The organism is Pseudanabaena yagii GIHE-NHR1 (assembly GCF_012863495.1).
GTDB classification, from domain to species: domain Bacteria; phylum Cyanobacteriota; class Cyanobacteriia; order Pseudanabaenales; family Pseudanabaenaceae; genus Pseudanabaena; species Pseudanabaena yagii.
This window is the reverse complement of sequence record NZ_JAAVJL010000001.1, coordinates 2005564-2032446: the sequence shown is the minus strand read 5'-3', so window position 1 is coordinate 2032446 and position 26883 is coordinate 2005564. Positions and strand designations below refer to the sequence as shown.

The window sequence follows — 26883 nt, the reverse complement described above, 5'->3', positions numbered from 1 at the left end:
TAATAGGTGATGATTTGTTTGCTAACAGTTTTTAAACCTCACAACACAATGTTAAAGATGAAATCCTTAAGTCCTTTGTTTGCTCCTTTAGCTTTAGCGGGTGTCATTAGCGTTGGCGATATTGCCTTGCATACATTTGTGCCGCAACTTCAGAACACCGTAATCGCTTCTGCTGAAATGACAGTACAGGACAAGATCGATCTCATAACCAAAAGCAAAGGACAAATTGGTAGTGGCGATCAACTTAGAAGATTTTTCTTTTCTGATTTGATGCCTCTCGGTGTTCAACCAGGGGGCGCAGGTATGGTTGTCAATCTTTACAACAAAGCCAACGATGTTACCTTCTCTTATTGCTCATCCTATGATGTTGTAGTTGCGGTAAAAAAGGGGAAAGTGAAATTGTTCCCAGCCAACGAAGTTAAGTAGTTAGGGACTTGCTATTAATTAAAGTATCTGTGGCTTTGACGCTTCGACAGGCTCAGTGCATCGCTCCGCTCAGTCAACGTTAGCTTTGACTTCGCTCAGCTAACGTTGGTGGGACATTTTTTATCCGTAAGAGCCTTACAGCGCAAAATCTCAATTTTTGAAAATTGAGATTTTGCGGATACAGATAAGATCCCAAAAGGCTTGCTTCGCAAGCCTTTTGGGATCTTATCTCGGTTTTAAGAAAGCGCAAAGCGCTGGATGAACAATCTTATTTTTTCTTCAGCACCAATTCAGAAATTGGAAAGATCGTGAATTTACAGCTTGAACTACATAAATTTCAACGAGAATTTTGGGCAAAGCTACCACCTGAAAAAGTAACAATTATCCAAAGTGCTAACGATGTCTTAGCAAAGGAATTCCAAAACCGTAGAACCTTGCGAATTGGTGATGAAGCCCCTGATTTTTGGTTGACAAATACTCATGGCAAGCAAGTGAGACTCTACGAACAATTAATACAAGGAGCTGCGATCGTCAAATTCTATTTTGGTGCTTGGAGTCCTTACTGCAATCTAGAGTTACGCACTTATCAGAGCTTATTGTCCAAAATTCAAGCATTAGGAGCTTCAGTTTTGGCAATTTCTCCTCAAACCTTTGAATCTTCGGCAATGACAGCGATCAAAAATGCGCTTACCTTTGACGTTTTAAGTGATGCTGATTCTCAAGTTGCACGAGACTATGGAGTAGCTTTTGAAGTTCCCCATTCCCTAAGACAGCTTTATACTGAACTTGGTCATGCGCTTCCTGATTATAATGGAACCGATGATTGGATGCTACCTGTACCTGCAACCTTTATCATCGATCGCCACCGCCGAATTGCTTTAGCACATATCGATGTAGATTCCAGCAAGCGTTATGAACCTACTGATGCGATCGCGATTTTATTGTCACTTTTTGTAACTGCTTAATCTAATCTTGGTATTCCTTCTGCTGTAATTTGATGTTATTTATAAATTATCAAAATGGAACTAGAAGACTTTTTTGCTTTAATACATCCTGCGATCGCGGTAATTGTCGTATTTCCTCTAATCGGCATTGTGACCCATCGCGCTTGGCTAGTTCGTCAGCGTCGCCTGCAAGTAGTTGGTGGTGAAAAAAGTAAGATTCCGCCAATAGTGGGATCTGAGCATGTAGAGATTGGTAATTGGTTCAGCATCTCCGTTGTGGGTGTAACTCTATTAGGGATGGCTTATCCCATTTTTTCTAAGTTTCTCAAAAACGATATCTTCTCCAAAGAGCCTGTACGCGCATTTTTAGTAATCGCTATTTTTATTGGCGTGATTGCTAGCTTTATATTTCTATTTAAAGCAAAGGTAAAGATATGGCGTAATATTTTTGCGGCTGCTACGTCAATTGGATTGATTGTATTAGGCGCACAACCAGAAATATTTAGAAGAGATAATGAATGGTTCTTTTCCCATTATTACTATGGGCTTGTAGCGGCAATATTAATGATTGTTTCGGTAGCCATTACTCAAGATATTTACAAGGATAAACAAAATCGCTGGCGGAATATCCATATCATTCTCAATTGCTTTGCTTTACTTCTGTTTATCGGTCAAGGTATGACTGGTTCTAGAGATCTACTGTCAATTCCTTACAGTTGGCAAAAGGAATTTTTACGACAATGCGATTCTAAAACTAGAACTTGCCCCAAATCTACAGCGTTGAATAGTGATCTAGCACCTGCTCCGCAAATTCCTACATCCTTGTCTATTTAAAATGCTAAGCAACTAAAAAAGCCGTGCTGCCTGTGTAGCGGGCAACACGGCTTTTTTAGTTGCTTACATCGCTTTGCGCTCAAAACCGAACCAAGAAATTTTTTAAAAGTGTTGCTTTGCAACACTTTTAAAAAATTTCTTGTGGTTCGTTTGAGCGCAAATTGCTTAAAAAACTGGTAGCTCCTTAGATTGAACAATGCTGTCATGAAAATTAGTAATATTTCCAAAATCCTAGATCGGACTCCAAGTTCAATCTATCTGGCGATCGCTGTTGCAATTTTTGCATCATCGAACTCACTGACTCGGATAATTAATGATATTGGAGCACATCATTTAATTGATGGGAGAAATCCCATTTCCCTCTGTAATGTTCTATTTGTTGGCAATATTTGTGCCCTAGGATTAATGATTCCGCTCTTTTATCGTGATTGGAACCCAAATGTGCTTAAGTCACTGACGCGCAAAGATTGGATGAGCTTAACCATTACAAGTATTTTTACTGGAGCGATCGCACCTGCCTTGATATTTACGGCAATTGGCAATACAAATATTGCTAATATCGTTTTGATTGGTCGTATTGAGCCAATCTTAACGCTTGGATTGAGTGTTTGGTTGTTAGGATTACGAGTTGATGCTTGGACAGTTGCGGGTTCTCTGATTTCCTTTGGTGGTGCAGTGGTTGCGATTCTGTTAGGGAGTTCAGGAAAAATGATGACAATGGCAGGGTTCCAAATTGGAACTGGAGAAATTCTTGTAGCGATCGCATCGGTGATTAGCTCTATCGCAACAGTTCACGGCAAGTTACAGTTGCAATCAATTCCTTTAGGCATTTTCACGATTTATCGCAACCTATTAGGAACGGTAATTTTCTTTGTAATAGCTAATGTTCTGTATGGGAAAGAACATTTTGTTGATGCTTTTTCACCTTTGCTGTGGCAATGGATGATTTTCTATGCTCTAGTGATTGTGGTTATTGGTAGACTTTGTTGGCTAGCGGGTTTAAAGAGAGCCACACCTACAGAAATTAATCTAGCCAATTTGGTAAATCCCATTCTGACAATTTTTATGGCTTACTTGATTTTGGGACAGGCTCCTACCTTAGCCCAATATTATGGATTAAGTTTATTAACCCTTGGGGTTATCTTGAGTTTTATTGGCAACCTACATCAAGAAAAGATGCGGCAGGCTCTGAAATCTACTGATATTGAAAAAATAGATATGCCACTTGGATTTCGAGGCGTATAAAAAAGGGCGCAAAGCGCCCCTTTTTTATGAACACAAATTAGCGATCGCTATACTTCGCCGATATATTTCAGTACAACTACACCGAGAGGAGGAGCAGTCACATCAACGGAATAGGGCTTGCCATGAGTGCCATAGTCATCGCTATATTTACCGCCCATGTTGCCAATGCCGCTACCACCATAGATTGGAGCATCACTGTTGAGAACCTCCTTGTAGAAGCCTTTTTCAGGAACGCCAACTCGATAGTTATGGTGGGGAACGGGGGTGAAGTTACAGACGACTAGTACAAATTCACCATCTACACCTTTCCGTAGGAAAGAAATAACGGAATTTTGAGTGTCGTTACATTCAATCCATTCAAACCCAGATTCTGAGAAGTCTTGGGTATAGAGTTCAGGTAGCGATCGCAAAAGTTTGTTGAGATCACTAACGTATTTTTGGAGGGTCTTGTGGCTAGGATATTGCAGCAAATGCCACTCTAAATCTCCCCAGACGTTCCATTCCGCCCATTGTCCAATTTCCATGCCCATAAACATGGTTTTCTTGCCAGGGTGGGTGAACATATAGCCATAGAGACAGCGCAGGTTAGCAAACTTCTGCCATTCATCCCCGGGCATCTTGCCGATCATCGGACTCTTGCCATGCACGACTTCATCATGGGATAGCGCCAGCATGAAATTCTCGCTGAAGGCGTACCAAATGCTGAAGGTGACATAGTTGTTGTTATGTCCACGGAAATAGGGGTCAAGCTTGAAGTAATCGAGCATATCGTGCATCCAGCCCATATTCCACTTCAGATTAAAGCCTAAGCCTCCTGAATAGGCGGGCCATGTCACCATCGGCCAAGAAGTCGATTCTTCGGCGATTGATAATGCTCCGGGGTAATAGGTGAAGAGAATGCTGTGTAAATGGCGGAATAGCTCGATCGCTTCGAGGCTTTCACGACCACCATATTCATTGGCTAGCCATTCGCCATCTTTGCGGTTGTAGTCGCGGTAGATCATCGAAGCAACGGCATCGACGCGAATCCCATCAATATGATATTTATCGAACCAGAACAGCACATTGGCGATCAAGAAGTTTTTGACTTCACTGCGCTTGTAGTTAAAGATTTTGGTTCCCCATTCCTTATGCTCACCAATGCGGACATCCTCAGGCTCATAGAGGAATGTACCGTCAAAGAAGGACAAGCCATGACCATCTTTGGGGAAATGGGCAGGAACCCAGTCCACAATGATGCCAATGTCATTTTGGTGGCACTTGTCGATGAAATACATTAAGTCTTGGGGTGTGCCATAGCGTGAAGTCGCGGCATAATAACCTGTGACCTGATAGCCCCACGATCCATCAAAGGGATGCTCCGCGATCGGCATCATTTCGATGTGGGTATAGCCCATTTCCTTGACGTAGGGGATTAGGTCTTCGGCGAGTTCGCGATAGGTGAGGAATCTTGCCCCTGGTTTGAGATCGGCTGCGGATACCGCAGGATAGCCATTAGCAGGAGGATTGGCTGTAGAGGCGTGCATCCATGAACCGAGATGTAGCTCATAGACTGAGATGGGCTTTTTGAGTGGATCTTCTGTACGACGGGTTTCGAGCCACTTTTGATCGCCCCATTCGTAGGTATTGAGATCGGTGACGATGGAGGCTGTTTTGGGGCGAATTTCTTGGAAGAAGCCGTAGGGATCGGATTTTTCGTAGATATGTCCTGCGGGGCTTTTAATTTCGTATTTGTAAACTGTGCCAACCTTGAGTTCGGGGATAAACAAGTCCCAAATGCCTGTATTGCCTCTACGCATTTGGTGTTTGCGTCCATCCCAGCTATTGAAATCACCAATGACGGATACATTACGGGCATTGGGGGCCCAGACGGAAAAATAAACGCCATCTACACCGTCAATGGTGGTGGGGTGAGCGCCCATTTTTTCGTAAATCTGGTAATGGGTTCCTTCACCAAATAAATAGCTGTCAAACTCAGTTAGTAAGGGAGATTTGAAGTAGTAGGGATCGTGAATGAGGCGATCGCTATTGCCAGACTTAACTTTAAACTGATAACTAAAAAGGTGGGGCGCGTCAGTAATTACACATTCAAAAAAGTGGGGATGATGCACTGAATGCATCGGATATTCCTTGTGCTGATCGGGCGTAACTACGGATACCGCCTCTGCGTCGGGTAGATACGCTCTAACCACCCATACCGACTTACCATCTTGCTCAATTTCATGGGGACCAAGGACTGTAAAGGGGTCGTGGTGTTGATTCCACACAATGCGATCGATTTGCTCGGTGGGGAGGGTTGGGGTCATATCTCTTTAAATAAACACACATAATTAAATTACTGCATATTACTCACCAAATTACAGTGTGTAATCTAAACTAAAGGCTGATATCTTTTATCCTGTAATTTTCGAGTATATGTAGTAATTATGAATTCTAGCTATTGAGGGTTCCTGTTAGGGACTTGCTACTAACTAAAGTACCTGTGGCTTCGACTCCGCTCAGCCAACGTTAGCTGAGCGAAGTCGAAGCTAGATAACTTTGGTGGGACATTTTTATCCGCAATAACCTTAGGTAGTGATCAAGAGAATGGTCTCTTGATCACTACTCCAATTTATGATGTAACCTATTTAGATAACGATGTCTGTCTAAAACCAAGCTAGTTACCACAAAGTTTCATTCAATGATATTTCTCCTGATAATTGGGGGATTTTTAGATGATGTTAAATTTTTTAGGTAAGTATGCCAAACCTAAAACAGTCTGAAGATAGTATGGTGCGGGGAAATACATCACTTTGGACGGTTACTAAATTCGCTAATTTTGCTGGAACTTCCCTTTATTTAGAGAAATGGATTCAGTAATTGGGATTTGTTATGAGTGCAAAGTGTTGGATTGAAGGTGAATAATGCAGTCTTGTAACAAATTGTGACTATGTCATTTGAGCATGTTGCTACTTTTTTGGGAGGAATGTTAGATCGCTTTACGGATCTATCTTTGCAGATTCATAATTCCTCTAACTTAACTGATATGTTGAATGTTGCTGTCCAACATACTAGGGATATGTTGCAGTGCGATCGCGTATTAATTTATCAGTTTTTGCCCGATGGGGATGGGGCAATTGTGGCTGAGTCTGTGGGGGCGGAATGGATTGCAATTTTAGGGGAATTGATCTATGACCCTTGTTTTTCTCAAAAATGGCAAGGGCTTTATCAGTTAGGGCGGATTAGTGCCGTTGATGATGTCTTTGCTAAGCCAGTTGATGATTGCTATGCCAATTTGCTAGAACGGATGCAGGTACGGGCAAATCTGGTGATTCCGATTTTGGTGAACCATCAACAAACGAGACATTTGTTTGGTTTAATCATTGCTCATCAATGCGATCGCCCGCGTCAGTGGTACGCTTCTGAAATCAGTATGGGACAAAATGTTGCGGCGCAATTAGGAATTGCGCTGCGCTACCATAACTATGTTCATGTCCCTAATGTTCAAGCAGCTTCGCTAATCACTACAAAACCTTTGGAGGATGACATATTCCCTAATAATGTAGAAGCTCGACAAAATGCTCTTGTGGGAATTGAGGATGGGGTGTGGGATTGGGATTTGCAAACTAACGAGGTTACATTCTCTAGTCAATGGAAGAAGATGCTGGGGTTTGAAGACCATGAAATTGGTAACAATCTTAGCGAATGGGACAGTCGGGTACATCCCGATGATCGGGAACAGGTATATAGAGATATTGACAAATATTTACGAGGGGAGACGCAAATCTATCTCAATGAGCATCGACTACGCTGTAAGGATGGTAGCTATAAATGGATTTTGGATCGAGGACTCATCTTTAGTCATGATGCTGCTGGTAAGCCTCTGCGGTTTATTGGGACGCATGTCGATATTAGCGATCGCAAAAAAGTAGAATCAGCCCTACAGCAGAGTGAAGCAAGGCAAAATGCGATCCTTTCGGCGATGCCTGATTTAATCTTGCGCGTGCATCGTGATGGTTCCTGTTTAGATTGCATTATGCCTTCGCATTCTGAAGCAGAGCAATTTGTGCCGATTCAGCAACATATATCGGAAGTCTTACCCCCTGAGCAACTGCAACTGCAACTGCAATCTATTGAAAAAGCGATCGCCACAAGAGAAATTCAGATTCATAATCATCAACTTTTTAAGTTTGGACAAATTGCCTACGAAGAAGTTCGTTCTGTTGCGATTAATGATAACGAAGCGCTCGTAGTGGTTCGGGATATTTCCACGCAGGTAAAAGTATCACAGAGACTAGAGCAAATTTCCCGTAATATCCCAGGGGTGATTTTTCAATATCGGCTCAGACCTGATGGTAGTTCCCATTTTCCCTATGCGAGTCAGGGTATTCGTGATATTTACGATCTTTCCCCTGAAGATGTGAGTCAAGATGCCTCTCCAGTGTTTGCAAGGCTCCATCCAGAAGATATCGAACATGTATCTCAAACCATCACAGAGTCTGCTCAAAATATGACTGTATGGCAATGTGAATATCGAGTGCTCTTTGCAGATAGGCGGATTATTTGGGTCTATGGTCAGTCAACTCCGCAACGAGAACTGGATGGGAGTATTCTCTGGCATGGATATATTACGGAAATAACCGATCGCAAACAAGCGGAACTTGAATTAAAACAGAGTGCTGAAAAGTTGCAAGAAGCCTATGCGGAGCAGGAGGCATTATTTTCAGCAATGACAGACGTTGTCTTGATTCGGAATGCAGAAGGAAAGTGTCTCAAAATTGTACCTACTAATATCAATAATCTACTAGGTACGCCTGAGGAAGTTCTGAGCCGATCGATTATTGAAGAACTTCCTCAACCTGCGGCGAGCATTATTCAGCTTGCAATTCGCGAATCCTTGGTTACTAAAAAAATCGTAAGCTGTGATTATTGTTTGCAGATTCATGGCAAAGATGTTTGGTTCTCTGCGAATATTTCTCCAATCGCGAAGGATAAAGTCATTCAGATTGCTAGAGATATTACGGAGCGCAAACAAGCGGAAATTGCCCTTGCACAGGCTAAAGAAGCGGCGGAAACTGCGACTAAGGCGAAGAGTGAATTTCTCGCTAATATGAGTCACGAAATTCGGACTCCGATGAATGGTGTAATTGGCATGGCAGAGTTGCTGATCTCAACACCTTTAAATCAAGAGCAGTTGGACTATGTGCAAATCATTCGGAATAGTGGCAATATTTTATTGGCGATTATTAATGACATTCTTGATTTTTCTAAAATCGAAGCAGGTAAATTAGATCTTGAAAAACGTTCTTTTAATTTACTAGAGGCGATCAAGTCAGTTATTCAACTCTTGAGTAAGCAATGTGTGGTTCAAGAAACGACTTTAAAATATGCGATCGCTGATGATGTGCCTCACACTATGATCGGTGATGTCTCTAGGCTCAGCCAAATTTTGATGAATTTAATTGGCAATTCGGTCAAGTTTACGAATAAGGGGGAAATTACTTTAACGGTCACTTGTCAGCAACCTTCGCAATTACAGTTTGCGATTCAAGATACGGGTATTGGGATATCACGCGATCGCATTGACACCCTATTTCAACCCTTTGTCCAAGCTGATAATTCGATTAGTCGCCGCTATGGTGGTACTGGCTTAGGTTTAACAATTTGCAAGTTCCTCGTGCAGTTAATGGGTGGCAGCATTTGGGTTGAGAGTCAAGGAAATGTGGGTGGTAATCCTCCTCTGGATTGGCAAACTAGATCTTCTACGCTGCAAGGTTCGACTTTCTACTTTACGATCGCTTTAGTACCTGATGTTGCGGGGGCTATGGTCACGACTGCTCAGCCTGCGATCGCTGCTAATCAGGGTAATCCCTTGATGGCAGAGTCTTTCCCTCTCAGAATTTTGGTTGTAGAAGATAATCTGGTCAATCAGAGAATTGCTACGCTCATGTTATTAAAAAAATTTGGCTATCAAGTGGATGTGGCTAATAATGGGATTGAAGCGGTCAAGAAAGCATCGGAGCAGAGCTATGATCTGATCTTTATGGATGTGCAGATGCCTGAAATGGATGGATTGACAGCGACTAAATTAATTCGGTCTAATCTCTCTATACCTATCCAACCCTATATTGTGGCGATGACTGGAAATGCTATGCCAGAGGATCGTCAAGCTTGTTTTGATGTGGGGATGAATGATTACATCAGTAAGCCAGTGAGAAGCAACGAAATTGCCCGAATGCTTTCTCAGTATCAAGATTTTGCTATTAATCAATGATTGATCGGCGAAAATTCATCAACCAAAATGCGATCGCTTTATCTATTCGGTTAGGGAATCCAATTTATCAAGCAGTTTTAGTCCTAATTCCCGATTGCCTTTAGACGCTAGTAGTTGAAATCTGGTATGGGTGTCAAATTCAACAAGAGCGATCGTAGAGAGTTCTTCGATGAGTTTATTGACGCTTACTCCTTGGCTCTCAGCGAGTTTTTTTAGTCTGAGGTGTTTGTCGTCTGGTAGGCGGATGGTTAAGGTTGCCATAAGTCACTCCTAATAATTTGTTCTGGTTTGAGAATCGATAGGTTGGGAAATAGTAATTCTGAATTTTGAAAGTCTTTAATATTTTTTGTGGCAATAATTTGAGCGTTTCCAGCTACGGCTAATTCGATTAAATGATTGTCTGCTTCATCTTTTAAGTTTGGTCGCCATAGGTAGTAGATATGTATCCATTGACTAACACTCATGAATGAGGCGAGTAATGCTTGAATTTCTTCAGGGGATAATGGGCATCTAGCGATAATTTCTTGGCGATGAATGAGGGATTCGTATTCTGAAAACAAGGTGTTGCCCATCAATGGTTGATAGTCGCCTTGTAAGCAACGTCTTATGAGTTCTCTACTAGCTCCTTTTGAGCCAATGAGGGCACTCACAAAAACGCTTGTGTCAACTACTATCTTAATTCCCATGTCTAGATGATAGCATATATGCAGTCACTTTTGGGGTGGTAGTCAAAAAGTTGAAGAGTCTTATAGACACAATGTGCGATCGCTAAATTCATCACCAACGCTCAAACACAAAATCCCTCGTGTCTCCAATTTGTTACATTCTGTTAGTTTCTTCTGTTTGATGTTCTATCATGTATTTCTTGAGAACAGTGTTAATCAAGGTTTGGTAGCCTCTTGGTACTTGTTGCTTGTACCATGCTAGGACGTTTGGATCGATTCTGATTGTGACGGGAACTTTGACAGGGGGAATATTGAGTGTAGCTTTTTGCCAGAATTCTGCATTAGTGGCTGGTGCATCTGAATAGTCGATGTCAGATTCCTGCATCTGTCCAAGGATTTTCAGTTGTTCTTCTCTCGATATAGCCATAGTAAATTTCCCTTTCTTCTATATTTTCGCGTCATCCCCTATAGAGGCAAGTATTGAATATGGTTAGAGAAGTCTTCCAGATCACTAACTTTGGCAATTAGTTCTAAGTCTCTCACGCAAACGCCTATACTCGCAATTTGTTGTGCGGCATAAATGATGCCAATAAAGTTAGTCTCTTCTTGTAGAAGTTGATTGGCGATCGCTAAAAAATCATCATCTCTAGTGAATAACTCGCTGTAACTCGTTAGCTCTCGCTAAAACCTGAGGGTCTGGATCTCCTGATCGCTGATCTTCTTGAACAGAAAGCACATCTACTCCTCTTAGACGCAATCCAAGTAAAATTTGGCGCGGTACGTTTTCATCCATGTATAGGGCGATCGCCATAGATTAATGAGGTCTTGCTTGAAGTTTAGCTTGCAATGGTGAGATTGGAGCGTTTAGGCGCATTTGTTCGGCGTAGTCGAGGCGGCGCTGGATATCGTTATCAAGTTCTTGTTTGTGATCCCAGTAGTAGGCGAGGGCAGAATAGATCTTACTGATGGCAATGTGGGGATATTGAAAATGTAGTTCTTCTGGACTCCAGCCATAGGTAAGATGCGAGGTGACTAGCTCGATGACTTTCATGGTCGTACCTGCAATGATAGGTACGTTGCCTTGAAGTTGGATGTGCATATATTGGGTTGGTGTGTCGAACATTGTGCAGACCTCCATTAATAATTGTATTTTCGATAATTGAGCTTGCATTTCTAGTGATAAGTATTCGACTAAGGGTGGCAAATTACCTGTAATACTTTGTAAAGCTAATGATTCTAATGGTTAAGAAGTTAGCTCGGCAATGCGAGTAAACTGTTGAAAAAGTGGCTCAGGTAGCTCTAATGCTAGTTTTTGAATAACTTTTTTAGTGATAGCTTAATCTATATTAGCGATATTGCTGATCGCTAAGTAAAAAAATCTAATATCAATCTTTATATATTAAGCGATCACTAACAGAACCCTTTAGACAAAACCGCGAGTCTCTATAGATGTTTCGGAAAGTGCTTTAGATTAAATGACTGAAATGCTTTGCTTAATGCAAGTTCTAGTTAAGAGTGTCTTCTATATCCATCAAGTAATATTGTCCAGAGCTATGCTTAAGTAGTCAAAAATTGAGATTATTACTTTAATTTCTTAATTACTAAGCAAGAAATACTGGTTCATAGTTATATTGGTTGCCTTACAGGAATTTATTTAGAGAGAAATATTGGTTTAAATCCTTAACTCGAACTTACGTTGGTTTACAACGGTTTAATTTTCAGGATCTTCGATATCTGAAACACCTCTCATTCAAAGTATTTAGCCGTTTATCATGTTCTATAGAGCCTTTAATCCATATCTGTTTTTTCTGTAAAGTTAGTCAGTTCATGTTCATAGAGTTTTTCAATCAGTTTGCTTAAATAATCTTTAACGATTTCTCTGGATGTTTGGCTAGGAAGGAGTAATTCTTTATTGCTTCCATTCAAAATTATATCTCTAATATACTTAATTGCTTTTATGTGTTCTTTTGCATTCTTCGCAAGTCCTACAATTTGATCTACTGGCATATATTTGTCGTATTTGATACTGACAATAAGCCAAGCTTGTAAATAAGCATAGATAGAACTGACTAATTCGGGATATCTATTATCGGCTGCTGTAATATTCAGGCTTTTTTTTACAGATGTTTGAGCTATTGCCTGTAAATAATTACTTCTATCAGCCTCAAATAGTTCAGTAATTGTTTTTTCTCTTGTTTTTAGACTTTGGATATATCCTTCGAGTATTTCTTCAAAATTGTCTCTAAATACCTGTTCAGAGATTAAGTTAATCTCATTAACGTCTAATTGTGAAATTAAATAGTTCTCGTCTAAAGTTAAGTTGTAAAGCTCTAATTGTTGCCTGATCTTTGCTAAGACACTCAAAAAGTCTTCTTTCTGTTTTTCATAGATTTGTTCCCATTGCAATCTATTTATTTCTTGCTCAACATCCAAACGTTTATCTCTTTCTTTCCTATCTATCTCTCGACTCTCTCGTAAAAAACGATTGTCTTCATCGCTCAACCACTTCCCATTTGCCCAATTCTCTGCATCTGATAAAGCATTTCCTCTAAGTAAAAACACCTCCTTTTGTCCATTACATGCTTCTTGCCAAGCTCGAAAAGCATCATCATAAAATAGTGGACGTAACCCTGATAAAGTTTGAGCGCACCAAGCCCAATCGAACACTGCAACATAAATGGGATTATAAACTATCAACCTATTACCCTGCTTTACTACCAAACCCGTTAAACGCAGTTGAATCTGCTCATAACTATCATCAGCCTCGATCCCCTTTGTAAAGATTGGTTTTAAGTCTCCGCCTTCTTCAGTCTTTTCTATTAAAGACTGAGGGATATCTCCTAAAATCTGCTGATACATGCCTAACAACCGTCCCCGCACTCTCTCTTCAATCATCAACACCCTATCTTGTAAAGTTTTTAAATGTTGTGGCACATCTTGAGATTCCCAATTGTTAATAATCCGAAACCACAAGATTTTAGAAATCCACCCTGCAATATCATTCTCAACAAAGCCTATATTCCCATCTTCTAAATCTCGAAGCACTAAACTCAACAACTTCTGTGTCAAAAATGGCTGTCCTCCTGTCCATTTCAGCACCTCATGCATAACTGTCGATGGAGCGCTAACTTTTCCTTTTAGACCAAGTGCTAAAGGTTGTACCTCATCCAATCGAAAACCATCCATCTCGATCGCTACACCAATATTAAAAGCAGAATGATTATGCCCGCGAATCAAGTCGCTTGGTGTAGTAACACCAATAAAGGCAAAGGCTAAATACTTATATTTGGGTTCTTGAGTACGATTTTCGTAAAACGAACGAATTAGCATGAAAAAGTCATCTGTTCTAAACTCTAAGTTTAGTAGGTTATCAATTTCCTCAACAAAGATTACAATTGGTTGAGAAATCTCAACTAAAAGAATCTTGGAAATAAAATCACTCAAGCAGCGCACGGGGGAAAGGGACGATCTGGCTTTCCACCATTCTTCTAGATCGAAGCGATCCTCTAGACTAAAACTTTCCACAAGGCTACTGATTATGCTGGCATACCACTGCGATTGGTTTAGCTGCGTACCAATTGTTTGAGGATCTAGCGTCGCACAGCGCACGCCATCTCGCTCTAACTTCTGAATCGTCCGCACCCGCAAGCTCGACTTCCCCATCTGCCGAGAATTAAAAACATAGCAACATTCCCCCGCCTTCAGTCGCTGATATAGTTCCCGATCAGCCTGTCGCTCCACATAGGTTGGCGCATCCGCAGGCAAGCTACCACCGACACAGTAGACCGAATTACTAGCTAATTGCTCGTTAGATGATTGCGAAGACATAACCTACTAACTCAACCTATCCTTAAAATATAAGCGATATAAATTGCATCGAGATACAATATCGTTACTCTGTCGTTTTATCAATCCCATACTGTCAAGTTTAAAAGCCTCCTTCGATCCCAATCTGGTTGCACCATCAGCATTGACAACCTTGAGCATCGCCGACACCAGATTGGGATTAGCCTCCAACTGCTGCAACCTCTCGTTGAGATAGTCTCCAAAAATCCCCTCTTCCGTCGGTGCAGTGAGTACTAACTCCTCAAGCCCGATATCATTATGGGCAATGCGATTGATCGCCTTTTGTACTAAATAGGGATGTCCGCCAATCGTATCCATCAGTTGAGCAGTTTCCAACTCATCCCAAGACAACCCATAGGCATTCGCTAAGGCTAATACTTCTAGCGTTTCTAGCTCCCCTAACTCAATTGGCAATCCCACATTAAACGGTGACTGGTTAATATTGTTCGTTGCATAGGACTCTTGCGAATAAACAATGATTTGTCGCAACTTACCCCAAACTTTACTGGTGTTTACTTTCTCAAACCAACCGCGCAACAAACCGCAAAAGTCAGCCTCAACATCGGGATATCTAAACACACAATCAAAGTTATCAATCGCAATTACTAAAGGCGAATCCGCACTATTTAAAAAGAATTTTTCGACATACTTCGTGCAATTTGTATTTGCACCCAAAAAGCCTTTCCAAGCATCCTCAGGACGTTGCTCGATCTCCAAGCAGTCGCCCACATAAGCACAAAACCATTGCAAAAACTTGTTAATATCTGCAAATATTTCCCTATTCGCCTCGCGCAAATCGATCGCCGCCGTGCGATATCCCTGCTGAGTGGCATATTCCAAGACCCGCCCCATCATCATCGATTTGCCCATGCGTTCGGGCGATTTGATCCTGATCAAAGTCCCCGCCTTCAATACCTCTTCATAACAGCGCTGCTCTAGGCGCGATCTTACAATGTAAAAATAGCCATTATTTTTAACTACAGAAATGTTTGATTTAAAAATTTTAGAGAGCCTGCTATGTTGATCGGCTAATGATTCAGATGTCATAGTCAATTATCTCAAATTATTTCTAAAATATAAGTGATATAAATTGCACCGCGATACGAAATAGTTAGAATTAGGTTTAATCAATCCCATACTATCAAGTTTAAATTTATCGTTTGCTCCTAATTGAACAGGAATATCAGAGTTGACAACTTTCTTCATTGCTTCTTTCAGTTGGGGATTTGATTCTAAGCTTTGTAGTCGCTCATTAAGATAATCACTATAAATCCCCTCTTGTGTTGGGGCAGTTCTTATTAACTCATCAAGTTCGATATATTGATGGATGATCTCGTCGATAGCCTTTTGAATTAAGTATGGATGCCCACCAATCATACCCATAAGTTGTTCTATATCAGTATCTGTCCACGAAAGTCCATAAGATTTGGCTAAAGCCAATATTTCTGATGGATGCAGTTCTGTGGGTTCGATGGATAAGCCAATACCACTAAATGGTGAATTGTTAATGTCAAGTAGTGCATAAGGATCTTGGGAATGGACAATAATTTGTCGTAACTTACCCCATCTCTCTTTATCATTTACATCTTTTGCCTTTTCCGACCAACCTCTTAGTAACCCACAAAAGTCATCTGCAATATGAGAGTACTTAAAAACGCAATCGAAGTTGTCAATTGCAATCACCAATGGTAAATCTGGAGATAAAAAGAAATTATTCATATATCTGGAGCAGTTTCTGCTTGCTCCCAAAAAAATTTGCCAAGTATCATCAGGACGTTGATCGATCTCCAAGCGGTCACCGACATAGGCACAGAACCATTGCAAAAACTTATTAATATCCGCAAATATTTCCCGATTCGCCTCACGCAAATCGATCACTGCCGTGCGATATCCCTGATGGGCAGCATATTCCAAGACTCGCCTCATCATCGTCGATTTGCCCATGCGTTCGGGAGACTTAATCCTGATTAAAGATCCAGCCTTTACTACCTCTTCATAACAGCGCTGCTCTAAACGCGATCGCACGATATAAAAGTAACCATTATTCTCCACCACCGAAATATCAGAATTAATCGGTTTAGGATTAATCGGTAAAGATGGCTGGCGCTTGAGTAATACAGGTGTTAATTCTTCAGGAATCCCTTCTAATTTGATCGCACTCACACCTGATGCAAAGGCATCCTCAATCGAGCGATCGTCCCAAATCGCCCGATAAAATCCCTCCGCAAACTTTCGTGCCGCCTGATCGCCAATCTTTTGATTCATCCCAATCACATAGGGAATATGCTGACAAATCGCCTCCGCTTGCACCACTGCATAGCAAGCATTCAACACCACGCATTGAATCTGTTTGGTAAATAACTTAAACAAATCCGTCAATGACTCAGTACTAACTCCCTTAACTCCCCCATCCTCATCCTCAAAGGCTAAACCCCATTCACCACCACCATGTCCTGAAAAATGCAAAATCTGGGGCTTGAGATTATATAAATGGGTCTGTAAATCTTGAGGGCGCACCGCACCACGCGACTCGATCGCAAAGTTATCTCGATTTGGCGATCGCTCTAATGTCGTGCGAATTTCTTCTACCTCTTTGTCCAGCCTTAACCGATCTGTATCTAGAGGATTCGCCGCCAGAATCAAGATTTTTTTAATCGTCATACCATCTGTTGCACTTAAACTTTTTTAGATTTAGCCCATGCAAAAATCATACAACGCTTTCAAAGAAAAAAGGAAAAGAGAAAAAAATCAATTTTTAGGTAGTTGTCGATCTCAACTACCTTCTAAACTTCCAAGTTCTGATTAACAAAGTTCCTATGGTCATCGCTCCACAGAGAATCGTGAAAATCCAATTTTTCGGAGTCCAAGCCACTGCACCGAGATAATTAGAACCGATCGCAATTGTATGGATTGACGCAAGTACCAAGGCGGGAACTGATAGCAAATGTAAATAGCGCCAAGACTTACCGAGTTTCGCCACCATCCAATCAGAACTAGTGAGCGCCGCAGGAGCCATCAGTGCGATCGCGATCGCGCCAATCCAGATTGATACTTGATGCAGAGGAATCATAAAGGATAAAGCATCAAAGTTCCATTGGAAAGAATGCTCGATCATATGGAAGGTATGGGCGAGGGAGAGAACGAATGCTCCTACCCCAATCGCTCGACGATAGAGCATTAGAGGCGCACAGAATTTAAATAGATGACTGAGGGGACGGGCGGCAAGGGCAAGGATTAACAAAATTAAGCCGCCATGTCCTGTGTAGTCCACCATGTCGCTAGTGCGGATTAAGGTCAAAACACCGATGGTGAGCGTAATCCAGCCGCCCAATTGAAATAACTGACTGCGGCGATCGCGACTTAATAAACCTGCAAATACACCAATTCCTAGCATCGAGGGCAATGTTCCCAATCCAAACGCCAACATCGTCAGCGCACCCTGCATCATGTTACTGGTTTCGGCTGCCTTGAGTTGAGCAGTATAGAGAAATCCACAGGGAATTAAGCCCCATGTCATGCCCAGTAATGCAGGGGTAAGCGGATGGGAATTGAGGGATAACTTCATCATGGCGTTGTTGAGACGTTGATGCAGCGCTACCATCGCCATCGGATTGAGAAAGGGAATATTTGGCAAGCCTTCGGGCTTAATCTGGATCATTCCCATCCAAATTAAAAGTATTCCTGTCAAAATTGCCAACCAACGACGCAGGTCGCTTTCAATGCCTGCTAACTGCCCGCTAGCCACTAGCACCGAACCGATCGCCCCAATCGCCGCACCCGCGATCGCATAGCTTAAAATTCTGCCAATATTCAGGAGGGTATGAAAATAGAGATGCTGTTGCCAGTTTCGAGAACCGTTTTGGGGAGATTGATCCTTACTTGAAAGTGAAAAAGCGACGGTCAAAGGCCCACACATGCCCACACAATGACCAAAGCTCCCCAAAAATCCTAAAGCCGCAACAAGCAGTAAATCTAACATTCTTTATTTATAGCGCTTTCTGCTCTATCTGCCCACATCTATCTGCCCACATTAGTCGTAAAAGTCAATTCAAAGGGCGCAAAATCGGCATCATCCTTCGGCGAACCATTGAGTTTGAGTTCATATCGACCAATTTGCGGAAATGTGACTTCTAGACTAGGTAGTCCCAAAAATCGATCAATAATTGCGGAGGAATTGGATACCGTAAATTTAAGATTGCGATCCGTTAGCGATCGCACCTCCATCTGACAATTACATTTCTCGTAGGGAATAATTTCACCCCCACGTTTGGTGAGAGCGATCCAGATACGAGTTTTTTTGCCAGCAACAGGGCGATCGTTAGGTTCAATATGAATTGTGCCGCCAACGTCTTGAGAAGTTCTCACCTCATGGGCAATCCGCACTGGTGATTTTTCTAAGTGAGAATCAATATTAGGAACATTGGATAAATTCAGGTTTAATAAGACAGAAGCTACTTCAAACATTGGTTCAGATTTTCTTTTTAAGGTTTGATGATTCCACAAGCAATCCGAGTCTTGTAATCCACATTGGGGATAGTTGATTTACCATTTGCACCTGCATGGATAATGATCGATGTGCCACCATGCTTCAGCAGAGAATTTTTCCCCGATCCCAAAGTTAATTTTGGCAATATGGCTGTCAGACTGCCATTGCCATCTTGCTTAACGATAATATTTGGTAAATCGCCAGCAGGCTTGTGTTTGCCCGCTTCATGCTTGTGATGGAGGTGAGTACTATCTTCCTCATCATCATCCACATCTTTCGGATCAAAATGATCGCCTGATGTCTGAAATTTGGGTGCGTCACATTTGCCTTTTTCATGTAAATGCACCATATGCTCTCCCTGTGCTAAGTTTTGCACCTTGAGATCAACTTTCACACCTACAGGGGTTTGGATAAATGTGGCAGTTCCGACTAGTTCTCCCTTAATGTTGAAAATGCGAGAACTGGCTTTCGGTTGAGTTGTTTGAGCGATCGCTACGGTGGTAGTGGCGATCATGGTCATGGTAGTGCAAGACAGCAAGGCTGCGAATTTTGCTGTAAGTCGAGATGGGAAATTATGGGATTTCATGCGATCGCTTTTCTTGAAAATCTTAAGGAATAAAGTGTTTGGCGGATGAGTCAGTACTCATTCGCCATGTAAAAAAACAATTCTTAGTTAGTCCAACCGTTCTGAGCTTGCTCAAGGACATAGTTCGCAACTAACTCAATTTCCTCAGCTTTAAGCTTCTTGCCAAAAGCAGGCATTGCGCCTTTGCCGTTAGTAACTTGGAGGATGATCGCTTCTACGGTGTTTTTGCCATACTCTTCCAAAGCATCTGCCTTCAAGGTTTTCTTAGCAACTACGTTATTGCGTCCGCCTGCATGGCATTGAGCGCAGTTATTATTAAAGATTTTTGCGCCTGCGGATAGTTCGGCAAATGCTGGCTGCCCTAGTGTCAGGCTGACCAACATAGTTAAGGCGATCGCTAGAATCGAAAAAATACGTTTCATTTTAATTATTCCTTATTTATTCACGAAAAATAAGGGCAAAGCCTTTGCTAATGCCCTACGCGGCTTAGCCGCAAAGTCGAGTTGAATTTTAGTCTGGGTTTATGATGACGGTATTTGCTCTAGTAGTCAAAAGACAGCCTGTCAAACAAAATACTTGACTTTTTGAAAGTGTGGCGAAGCCACACTTTCAAAAACAGGTGTGGACTCTCTCTTGGGAGATAGTTCTTACTTCAGAATGTTATAAGCGAGTAAGCGATCGCTAGAATGATTTTATATTCTGGTGTTCAATTATCCGAATTGTTTTCTCGTTATCGTTATTTTTAAGGGTTATTTACAAGAGTGTTTTATGGAAAGGAATCTATGATTAAAAAGTCTGACTTTACGCTGACTCCCTATATGAAGAGCAACGACTTATGGGCAACTTATCAAATTCTGAATACAGTTGTTCCCTATGTGCTGTTATGGGTTTTGGCAGTTAAAGTGACCGCGATTTCCTTTTGGTTTCTTCCGCCCATCATCGCTTTGATGACACTCTTCTCATTGCGCTGCTTCTCTTTAATGCATGATTGTGGACATTATTCTCTCTTTAGTTCCAAAAAGGTCAATAGAGTTGTTGGATTCTTTTTAGGGGTGATTAATGCGATTCCTCAATATCCTTGGTCAAGAGGTCATGCCTATCACCATAAAACCAATGGAGATTTTGAGAGATATCGTGGTGTTGGTGCATTTGTGTCTACTGAGGAATTTGCCAGATTCAATGCATTTGACCAAAAACTTTACGCATTTCTCAGACATCCATTAATGTCTTTGCCTGGAGGATTCTTTTACCTCGCGATTAAGCCAAGATATGCGCTCATTGCAGGAACTTGCGATTTTATCGGTCATGTATTCTCCTGCTTAAGGACAAATCCCCGCATGGGTTTATCCGCAATTATTGCTTCTCACAAATCTAGAAATTGGTATACAACATCGGAATTTGTAGACTTGCTGCTCAATAATATTTGTGTGATTAGTGCTTGGATTTTTCTGAGTCATCTCATGGGAGCAGGCTTTTTCCTAAGTATTTACTCCATCTCCTTAACTTTTGCAGCCGCGATCTTTATCTGTGTGTTCTTTGTGCAGCACTATTTTGAGGATTCCTATGCTCATAAGACAGAAGGTTGGGATTATCTACTGGGAGCACTTGAGGGTAGCAGTTATTTACAATTGCCAACAATTTTCAAGTGGTTCTCCGCAGATATTGGCTATCACAATATTCATCATCTCTCGGAACGAATTCCTAACTACAATCTCGAAGCTTGCCACAATGCGAATGTTCATCTTCTCTCAAAAGTAAAAACATTACGGATTGGCAATATATTTGACAGTGCGAAGTTTATTTTGTGGGATACGAAAGCAAATAAACTCGTCTCGATCGAAGCTTTTCGCCAAGCAGTTCAGTCTATGGATCTAGAGCCTGTCCAAGGTCTTGTAGAAGTCAATAGAACAGAGGAATTGCTGATCAAAAATGGGAAGTTTTAACAACTTAACTTTGGCACATTTGGAGGGCAAGGGGCTTAAGCCCCTTGTTCTAGGCTTTTGGTAGAATTGGGACTGCGCCAAAGTGAAATGCTCACGAAAAATCGGGGATTTTAACCTATGCTTTTGAAGTTTTCTGATGGCTATTTGCTTGACTATTTATGGTGATAAGTGTTGCAAGTTATGGGCAAAGTCTTGAAGTTTTATGAATTTAAAATTAACAATTTAAGGAAAATACTCTTATTTATATAAAATATACAAAGTTTAATTGCTCATAATTTTTGGAGAGTCAAAAGATGGAACCAGTTTCTCTCATTATTACTGCGTTAGTAGCTGGTGCGGTAGCTGCTGCTAAGGATATAGCGGAAAAAGGCGTTAAGGATGCTTATGAGGGGTTAAAAGCGTTGATTAAGAAAAGGTTTGCTGATAAGGGTAAAGAAGATGATAGCAATATTGTAGACAAACACGAGAAAAAGCCAGACTCAAAAGCAGTTAAAGCGCTTCTTGAAGAAGAGTTACTTGAAATAGAAATCGGCACAGACGAAGAAATACTGAATGCTGCTAGAGAGGTATTGAAAAAGGGAGATCCTGAAGGGTTTAAAGAAGGTAAATACAATACAACTGTAACGGTTTTGGGTGATGTGTATGGTGTTGCTGGTACAAACACAGGAACAGTTACGATTGGGGATGTGAATAAGGGCAAATAAAGAAGGCAATTACTGTATCTAAGCCCCCAAAGTCCCCCAGAATTGGGGGGCTTTGGAAGGATTTTATTTTCTTTCTCCCCAAAATTGGGGGCTAGGGGGCAATTATCAGTCATCAAGTTTATATAGAGGTTTATGTGACTGACCCCCATTCCGATGTATCTGCTAAAGATGTGTTTGGCGTTGCTGGACCAAATGCAGGAACGGTCAATGTCAATATCACCTATATTTCTCAGACATCCTCTGATGCTGAGATTCAGGCTAGAGAGCTGATTAAAGCTTCGCCTTATATGGGTTTAGAGAAGTTTGAATTTAAGGATCATGATAAATTTTTTGGGCGCGATCGCTGGATTGAAAATTTAACAGAGCATTTAAAACAAAAGAATGTGCTTTTGCTTTTGGGTGCATCTGGCAGTGGGAAATCATCGCTTATTAAGGCAGGAGTAGTTCCTGCTTTAGAAAAACAACCAAGTTTGAGTCTATTTAAGCTATTCGATTTTGTCCCAGATATTAGTCCTTTTGAATCTTTTTATGTTTCTCTCCAACCTACATACAAATCGAAGGCGAAGCTTGCTCAAATAGTCAAAGAAGATACATTGATTCAGGTTGAGCAATCTCTGAAACAGGATGCTCAGTGGTTGATTTTTATCGATCAGTTTGAGGAGTTGTTTACGCGCACATCGAAGGCAGAGCGGGATGTTTTTATTAAAAGTCTCATCAAGTTGATTGAGAGATCGGATAGTTCTATTAAAGTCATTTTGACGATGCGGGCGGATTTTCTGGATAAATTAAGTCCTTATCCAGATTTAGGGGAAATCCATAATCTCTATGGTCTATTGCTCACAGATATGGACGATCGCGATCTGAGATTGGCGATCGCGGAACCTGCGGCTAGAAATGGTGTTGTCTTTGAGAAGGGATTAACCGAGCAAATTATTGCTGATTTTAAGCAACAGGCTGGTTCTTTGCCGCTTTTGCAATATACCTTGAATTTATTGTGGAATAAGGATGATCTGCAAGATAGGGTTTTAAATGCTGAGACTTATCAGAAGTTGGAGGGCGTAACAGGGGCACTTCAGAAACAGGCAGATGACATCTATTACAATAAGGAAAGTGAGGAGAAGAAGCTAAACTTGTTAGAGCGAAAAGCTGCTGATCATATTTTCTTAGAATTAATTGAGTTAGAAGGCAAGAAACCTATAAGCAGAAGGGCAAACAAGTCAATATTTTGTGATGGTGGGATTCAAGAATCTGCTCTAGAGAAATTGATTGATAACCGTCTTTTGGTGAGTAAGGGAGAAGATAGTAAAGCGACAGTTGAAGTTGCCCATGAGGCTTTGCTGCGTTCTTGGAAGGTGTTACAGGATTTAATTCGGGAAAAGGAGGAGATCATTGTCCTCAGAAATCGCTTGTATGCGGATGCGAAACAGTGGCATGAGTTGGGTCAAAAGGATCTGCAAAAGGCTAATAGTGAACTCTGGAATGGCTCGAAGTTGGCGCGAATTGTGGAACTCCAAAAGGAAGGATCGCTGCCTAATTTGGATGCTGTAGCGTTCGAGTTTATTGAGTCTAGTGTCACGCAAGCGGAACGACAGAAGAATGAAAAGATTAGAACCGCGAGGCGAATTGCGGCGGGATCATTGGTGGCGGTGGTGATTAGTGCGGGGTTGGGGTGGATGGCTTGGCAAAAGACCAGAGAAGCGGAACTCAATCTTGCCGATGCGCTTGGATATACTTCTTTGTCTCTATTGGATAAGGGAAAGGAATTGGATGCTTTTGTTACAGCAATTAAGGCGGGAAAAATTCTGCAAAGCCAGCGAGTTGGCCGTCCAGATGTGTTCAATGCTTTGCAAGAAACTCTTAACAAGAGAAGTGAATACAATCGTCTAGAAGGGCATGATGACTATGTCTTAAGCGTGAGTTTCAATCCCAATGGCAAGACTTTGGTTTCTGGTAGTGGTGACAAAACAATCAAACTCTGGAATCTAGAAACAGGAACCGAAATTCTTACTCTCAAGGGGCATGATAACCCTATCGTAAGCGTGAGTTTTAGTCCCGATGGCAAGACTTTGGCTTCGGGTAGTACTGACAAGACAATCAAACTCTGGAATTTGGAGACAGGAAGGGAAATTCGCACCCTCAAGGGGCATGAAAGCTTTGTCTATAGCGTGAGTTTTAGTCCTGATGGCAAGACCTTGGCTTCTGGCAGTGATGACAAGACAATCAAACTCTGGAATCTGGAGACAGGAAGGGAAATTCGCACCCTCAAGGGGCATGAAAGCTTTGTCTATAGCGTGAGTTTTAGCTCCAATGGCAAGACTTTGGCTTCTGGTAGTGATGACAAGACAATCAAACTCTGGAATCTGGAGACAGGAAGGGAAATTCGCACCCTCAAGGGACATGAAGGCTTTGTCTATAGCGTGAGTTTTAGCTCCAATGGCAAGACTTTGGCTTCTGGTAGTGGTGACAAGACAATCAAACTCTGGAATCTGGAGACAGGAAGCGAAATTCGCACCCTCAAGGGGCATGATAACTATGTCTTAAGCGTGAGTTTTAACCCTGATGGCAAGACCTTGGCTTCTGGCAGTGGTGACAAAACAATCAAACTCTGGAATCTGGAGACAGGAAGCGAAATTCGCACCCTCAAGGGGCATGATAACTATGTCAGAGGCGTGAATTTTAGCCCCGATGGCAAGACTTTGGCTTCGGGTAGTATTGACAAAACAATCAAACTCTGGAATTTGGAGACAGGAAGCGAAATTCGCACCCTCAAGGGGCATGATAACTATGTCAATAGCATGAGTTTTAGTCCTGATGGCAAGACTTTGGCTTCTGGTAGTGGTGACAATACAATCAAACTTTGGAATTTGGAGACAGGAAGCGAAATTCGCACCCTCAGGTGGCATGATAACTCTGTCAATAGCATGAGTTTTAGTCCTGATGGCAAGACCTTGGCTTCTGGTAGTAGTGACAATACAATCAAACTTTGGAATTTGGAGACAGGAAGCGAAATTCGCACCCTCAGGGGCCATGATGACTCTGTCAATAGCGTAAGTTTTAGTCCTGATGGCAAGACCTTGGCTTCTGGCAGTGGTGATAAAACAATCAAACTCTGGAATCTAGAAACAGGAACCGAAATTCTTACTCTCAAGGGGCATGATAACCCTATCGTAAGCATGAGTTTTAGTCCTGATGGTAAGACCTTGGCTTCTGGCAGTGGTGACAAAACAATCAAACTCTGGAATCTGGAGACTCAGGAGACAGAAATCAAAATTCGCACCCTCAGGGGGCATGATGAATATGTCAATAGCGTAAGTTTTAGTCCTGATGGCAAGACCTTGGCTTCTGGTAGTGGTGACAAGACAATCAAACTTTGGAATCTGGAGACAGGAAGGGAAATTCGCACCTTCAGGGGTCATGATAACTCTGTCAATAGCGTAAGTTTTAGTCCTGATGGCAAGACCTTGGCTTCTGGCAGTGGTGATAAAACAATCAAACTCTGGAATCTAGATACTGGAAACGAAATTCGTACACTCAAGGGGCATAATGGTCTTGTCTGGAGCGTGAGTTTTAGTCCTGATGGCAAGACCTTGGCTTCTGGTAGTGATGACTTCACTATCAAACTCTGGAGTCGCAACAATGGGTGGGATTTAGATGCTTTGATGGAGCGTGGTTGCGATCGCGTACGCGCTTATTTAACCTACAATATTAACGTCAGCGAAAGCGACAGACATCTCTGCGATGGGATTGGCACGAAAAAGTAGTCGAGTCGTAAATGTAGAACCGATCGCTAACTTGTGATCTAGACCATCAGGTGAAGGTCAGAAACTTTTTGTAAATTAAAATCGTCTTTCGATATATCAAAGTACTATATTGCAGGCAGATCAAAAATTCAGACTAAATTTAGATTAAGTGTTTAGGTTAAGTCCGAATAAATTTTGACAGAATGCCTAAGAATACGATCTAAACTTTGCTAACTACCTATAGCCTGAGATTTTCGGGGAAATTATATGAAGCGTCCTTTGAAACCAACATCTGCGCCAATATTTGCACCAATACTTACATCCATATCTGCATCCCTATTGGCAGCATTAGTCAGCGTCGCCACCGCCATGCCTAGCTTCGCCGCCGATCCGTTTCGCAGCTCAAATGCTAGGGCGATCGGTAGCGAAACTCAAAAAGCCTTTGAACTAATGTTTAAAGACGGCAACTATGTAGAAGCAGTGAGACAGTTAGACAAAGCTGTAGGTACTGAAGCCGATGAGCCGCTAGTATTTGCGCTCAGATCCGCGACTTTCTACGCCAAAGACGACTTTTTAGGAATGCAAGTAGCTGGCAAACGGGTACGCCGCAATGCCGAAGCCCTGAGAGGCAAAGATGACCTCAGAGCCTATATCTATCTAGCAGCAAGTGACTTGATCGAAGCAGGATATATCGTCAAAACCGAAGGTGTATCTAGCGCACCTAAAGCCCTCCCCCTTGTCCAGAGCGTATTTGACAACATCAAAAAAGCACAGGATATTGACGCAAATGATCCTGAACTGAACTTGATTAAAGGCTATATCGATATGCTGATTGCCTCAGTATTGCCTTTATCAGACCTTGAATCAGCCTTGTCTAGCCTGAAGCAATATGCGGCTCCTGACTATCTGAAATGGCGTGGTATTGCCCTTGCCTATCGCGATGCACGGATGCCAGATCTTGCCCTAGATGCTGTAAATAAAGCCCTTACCTCTGCACCGAATAACCCAGAACTCAATTATCTAAAGGGACAGATTCTATGGATGCAAGGTAGCAACATTCCTGAGGCGAAAAAACAATTTGAACTAGCCCTGAGTAAAGCTAAGCAGTTGAATCCCAGCCTGTTAGCAGAAATCCGCGAACAATGCCGTGGTTTGGTTGGTTCAGCCTGTGCTGAAAAATAGTTATCACTAACATGACAAAAAAGCCTCGC

22 protein-coding genes are annotated in these 26883 nt (G+C 41.8%); 9 read left to right on the top strand and 13 right to left on the bottom strand.

All coding sequences use genetic code 11. The features are described 5' to 3' along the window. The first annotated feature begins 48 nt into the window (after window positions 1–48). From HC246_RS09410 to HC246_RS09395, 4 genes are all read left to right on the top strand, one after another. Window positions 49–426, top strand: coding sequence for a hypothetical protein (locus tag HC246_RS09410; protein WP_169363159.1), 378 nt, complete (start codon window positions 49–51; stop codon window positions 424–426). 308 nt (window positions 427–734) lie between these two features. Beyond that, on the top strand, window positions 735–1391 hold the full coding sequence (locus HC246_RS09405; protein WP_169363158.1) for a peroxiredoxin-like family protein: 657 nt from the start codon (window positions 735–737) through the stop codon (window positions 1389–1391). A 54-nt stretch (window positions 1392–1445) separates the two neighbouring features. Further along, window positions 1446–2204: a DUF4079 domain-containing protein gene (locus tag HC246_RS09400; protein ID WP_169363157.1), complete on the top strand. Its 759-nt coding sequence runs from the start codon at window positions 1446–1448 to the stop codon at window positions 2202–2204. A 204-nt stretch (window positions 2205–2408) separates the two neighbouring features. After that, window positions 2409–3449 carry a DMT family transporter gene (locus tag HC246_RS09395; RefSeq protein ID WP_169363156.1) on the top strand — a complete coding sequence of 347 codons (1041 nt, stop codon included), beginning with the start codon at window positions 2409–2411 and terminating at the stop codon, window positions 3447–3449. A 47-nt stretch (window positions 3450–3496) separates the two neighbouring features. Here the strand turns inward: HC246_RS09395 and glgB are convergent, their stop codons facing one another. Next, a complete protein-coding gene (glgB, locus tag HC246_RS09390) occupies window positions 3497–5755 on the bottom strand; it encodes a 1,4-alpha-glucan branching protein GlgB (RefSeq protein WP_169363155.1) in 2259 nt (752 codons plus the stop codon). Window positions 5756–6378: 623 nt separating this feature from the next. On the opposite strand from glgB, the gene HC246_RS09385 reads away from it, so the two are divergent. Continuing rightward, the gene (locus HC246_RS09385) at window positions 6379–9702 is read left to right on the top strand and encodes a PAS domain-containing protein (RefSeq protein ID WP_169363154.1); all 3324 of its coding nucleotides are present in this window, start codon (window positions 6379–6381) and stop codon (window positions 9700–9702) included. Between the two features lie 42 nt (window positions 9703–9744). Here HC246_RS09385 and HC246_RS09380 read toward each other — a convergent pair whose 3' ends face one another. The 12 genes from HC246_RS09380 to petJ form a co-directional block, all read right to left on the bottom strand. After that, entirely contained in the window at window positions 9745–9963 is a 219-nt protein-coding gene (locus HC246_RS09380; protein ID WP_169363153.1) for a toxin-antitoxin system HicB family antitoxin, read from the bottom strand. Next, window positions 9951–10388, bottom strand: coding sequence for a putative toxin-antitoxin system toxin component, PIN family (locus HC246_RS09375; protein WP_169363152.1), 438 nt, complete (start codon window positions 10386–10388; stop codon window positions 9951–9953). Before HC246_RS09375 ends, HC246_RS09380 begins: the two co-directional genes overlap by 13 nt. Before the next feature lie 133 nt (window positions 10389–10521). Further along, window positions 10522–10794: a BrnA antitoxin family protein gene (locus HC246_RS09370; RefSeq protein WP_169363151.1), complete on the bottom strand. Its 273-nt coding sequence runs from the start codon at window positions 10792–10794 to the stop codon at window positions 10522–10524. 219 nt (window positions 10795–11013) lie between these two features. After that, a complete protein-coding gene (locus HC246_RS26350; RefSeq protein WP_263972459.1) occupies window positions 11014–11178 on the bottom strand; it encodes a DUF5615 family PIN-like protein in 165 nt (54 codons plus the stop codon). A 3-nt stretch (window positions 11179–11181) separates the two neighbouring features. Then, entirely contained in the window at window positions 11182–11490 is a 309-nt protein-coding gene (locus tag HC246_RS09360) for a DUF433 domain-containing protein (protein WP_169363150.1), read from the bottom strand. A gap of 665 nt (window positions 11491–12155) precedes the next feature. Then, window positions 12156–14195, bottom strand: coding sequence for an AAA-like domain-containing protein (locus tag HC246_RS09355; RefSeq protein WP_169363149.1), 2040 nt, complete (start codon window positions 14193–14195; stop codon window positions 12156–12158). 6 nt (window positions 14196–14201) lie between these two features. Beyond that, on the bottom strand, window positions 14202–15260 hold the full coding sequence (locus HC246_RS09350; RefSeq protein WP_169363148.1) for an AAA-like domain-containing protein: 1059 nt from the start codon (window positions 15258–15260) through the stop codon (window positions 14202–14204). A gap of 6 nt (window positions 15261–15266) precedes the next feature. Next, entirely contained in the window at window positions 15267–16874 is a 1608-nt protein-coding gene (locus HC246_RS09345; protein WP_169363147.1) for an AAA-like domain-containing protein, read from the bottom strand. Window positions 16875–16989: 115 nt separating this feature from the next. Further along, window positions 16990–18192 carry an urease accessory protein UreH domain-containing protein gene (locus tag HC246_RS09340; RefSeq protein ID WP_169363146.1) on the bottom strand — a complete coding sequence of 401 codons (1203 nt, stop codon included), beginning with the start codon at window positions 18190–18192 and terminating at the stop codon, window positions 16990–16992. Window positions 18193–18230: 38 nt separating this feature from the next. Further along, the gene (locus HC246_RS09335) at window positions 18231–18677 is read right to left on the bottom strand and encodes a hypothetical protein (RefSeq protein WP_169363145.1); all 447 of its coding nucleotides are present in this window, start codon (window positions 18675–18677) and stop codon (window positions 18231–18233) included. A gap of 17 nt (window positions 18678–18694) precedes the next feature. Then, a complete protein-coding gene (locus HC246_RS09330; protein ID WP_169363144.1) occupies window positions 18695–19285 on the bottom strand; it encodes a superoxide dismutase family protein in 591 nt (196 codons plus the stop codon). An 83-nt stretch (window positions 19286–19368) separates the two neighbouring features. Beyond that, entirely contained in the window at window positions 19369–19707 is a 339-nt protein-coding gene (petJ, locus tag HC246_RS09325) for a cytochrome c6 PetJ (protein ID WP_169363143.1), read from the bottom strand. A gap of 360 nt (window positions 19708–20067) precedes the next feature. Here petJ and HC246_RS09320 point away from each other — a divergent pair, with 360 nt between their 5' ends. The 4 genes from HC246_RS09320 to HC246_RS09305 all read left to right on the top strand — a co-directional run bounded on the left by HC246_RS09320 (window position 20068) and on the right by HC246_RS09305 (window position 26854). Beyond that, window positions 20068–21228 carry a fatty acid desaturase gene (locus tag HC246_RS09320; RefSeq protein ID WP_169363142.1) on the top strand — a complete coding sequence of 387 codons (1161 nt, stop codon included), beginning with the start codon at window positions 20068–20070 and terminating at the stop codon, window positions 21226–21228. 293 nt (window positions 21229–21521) lie between these two features. Beyond that, window positions 21522–21932, top strand: a complete 411-nt coding sequence (locus tag HC246_RS09315) for a hypothetical protein (RefSeq protein ID WP_169363141.1) — start codon at window positions 21522–21524, stop codon at window positions 21930–21932. A 134-nt stretch (window positions 21933–22066) separates the two neighbouring features. Next, window positions 22067–25693 (top strand): WD40 repeat domain-containing protein, encoded by a 3627-nt coding sequence (locus HC246_RS26730; protein WP_211167662.1) that lies wholly within the window; start codon window positions 22067–22069, stop codon window positions 25691–25693. 246 nt (window positions 25694–25939) lie between these two features. Continuing rightward, window positions 25940–26854 (top strand): Sll0314/Alr1548 family TPR repeat-containing protein, encoded by a 915-nt coding sequence (locus HC246_RS09305; protein ID WP_169363140.1) that lies wholly within the window; start codon window positions 25940–25942, stop codon window positions 26852–26854. Window positions 26855–26883 lie beyond the last annotated feature (29 nt).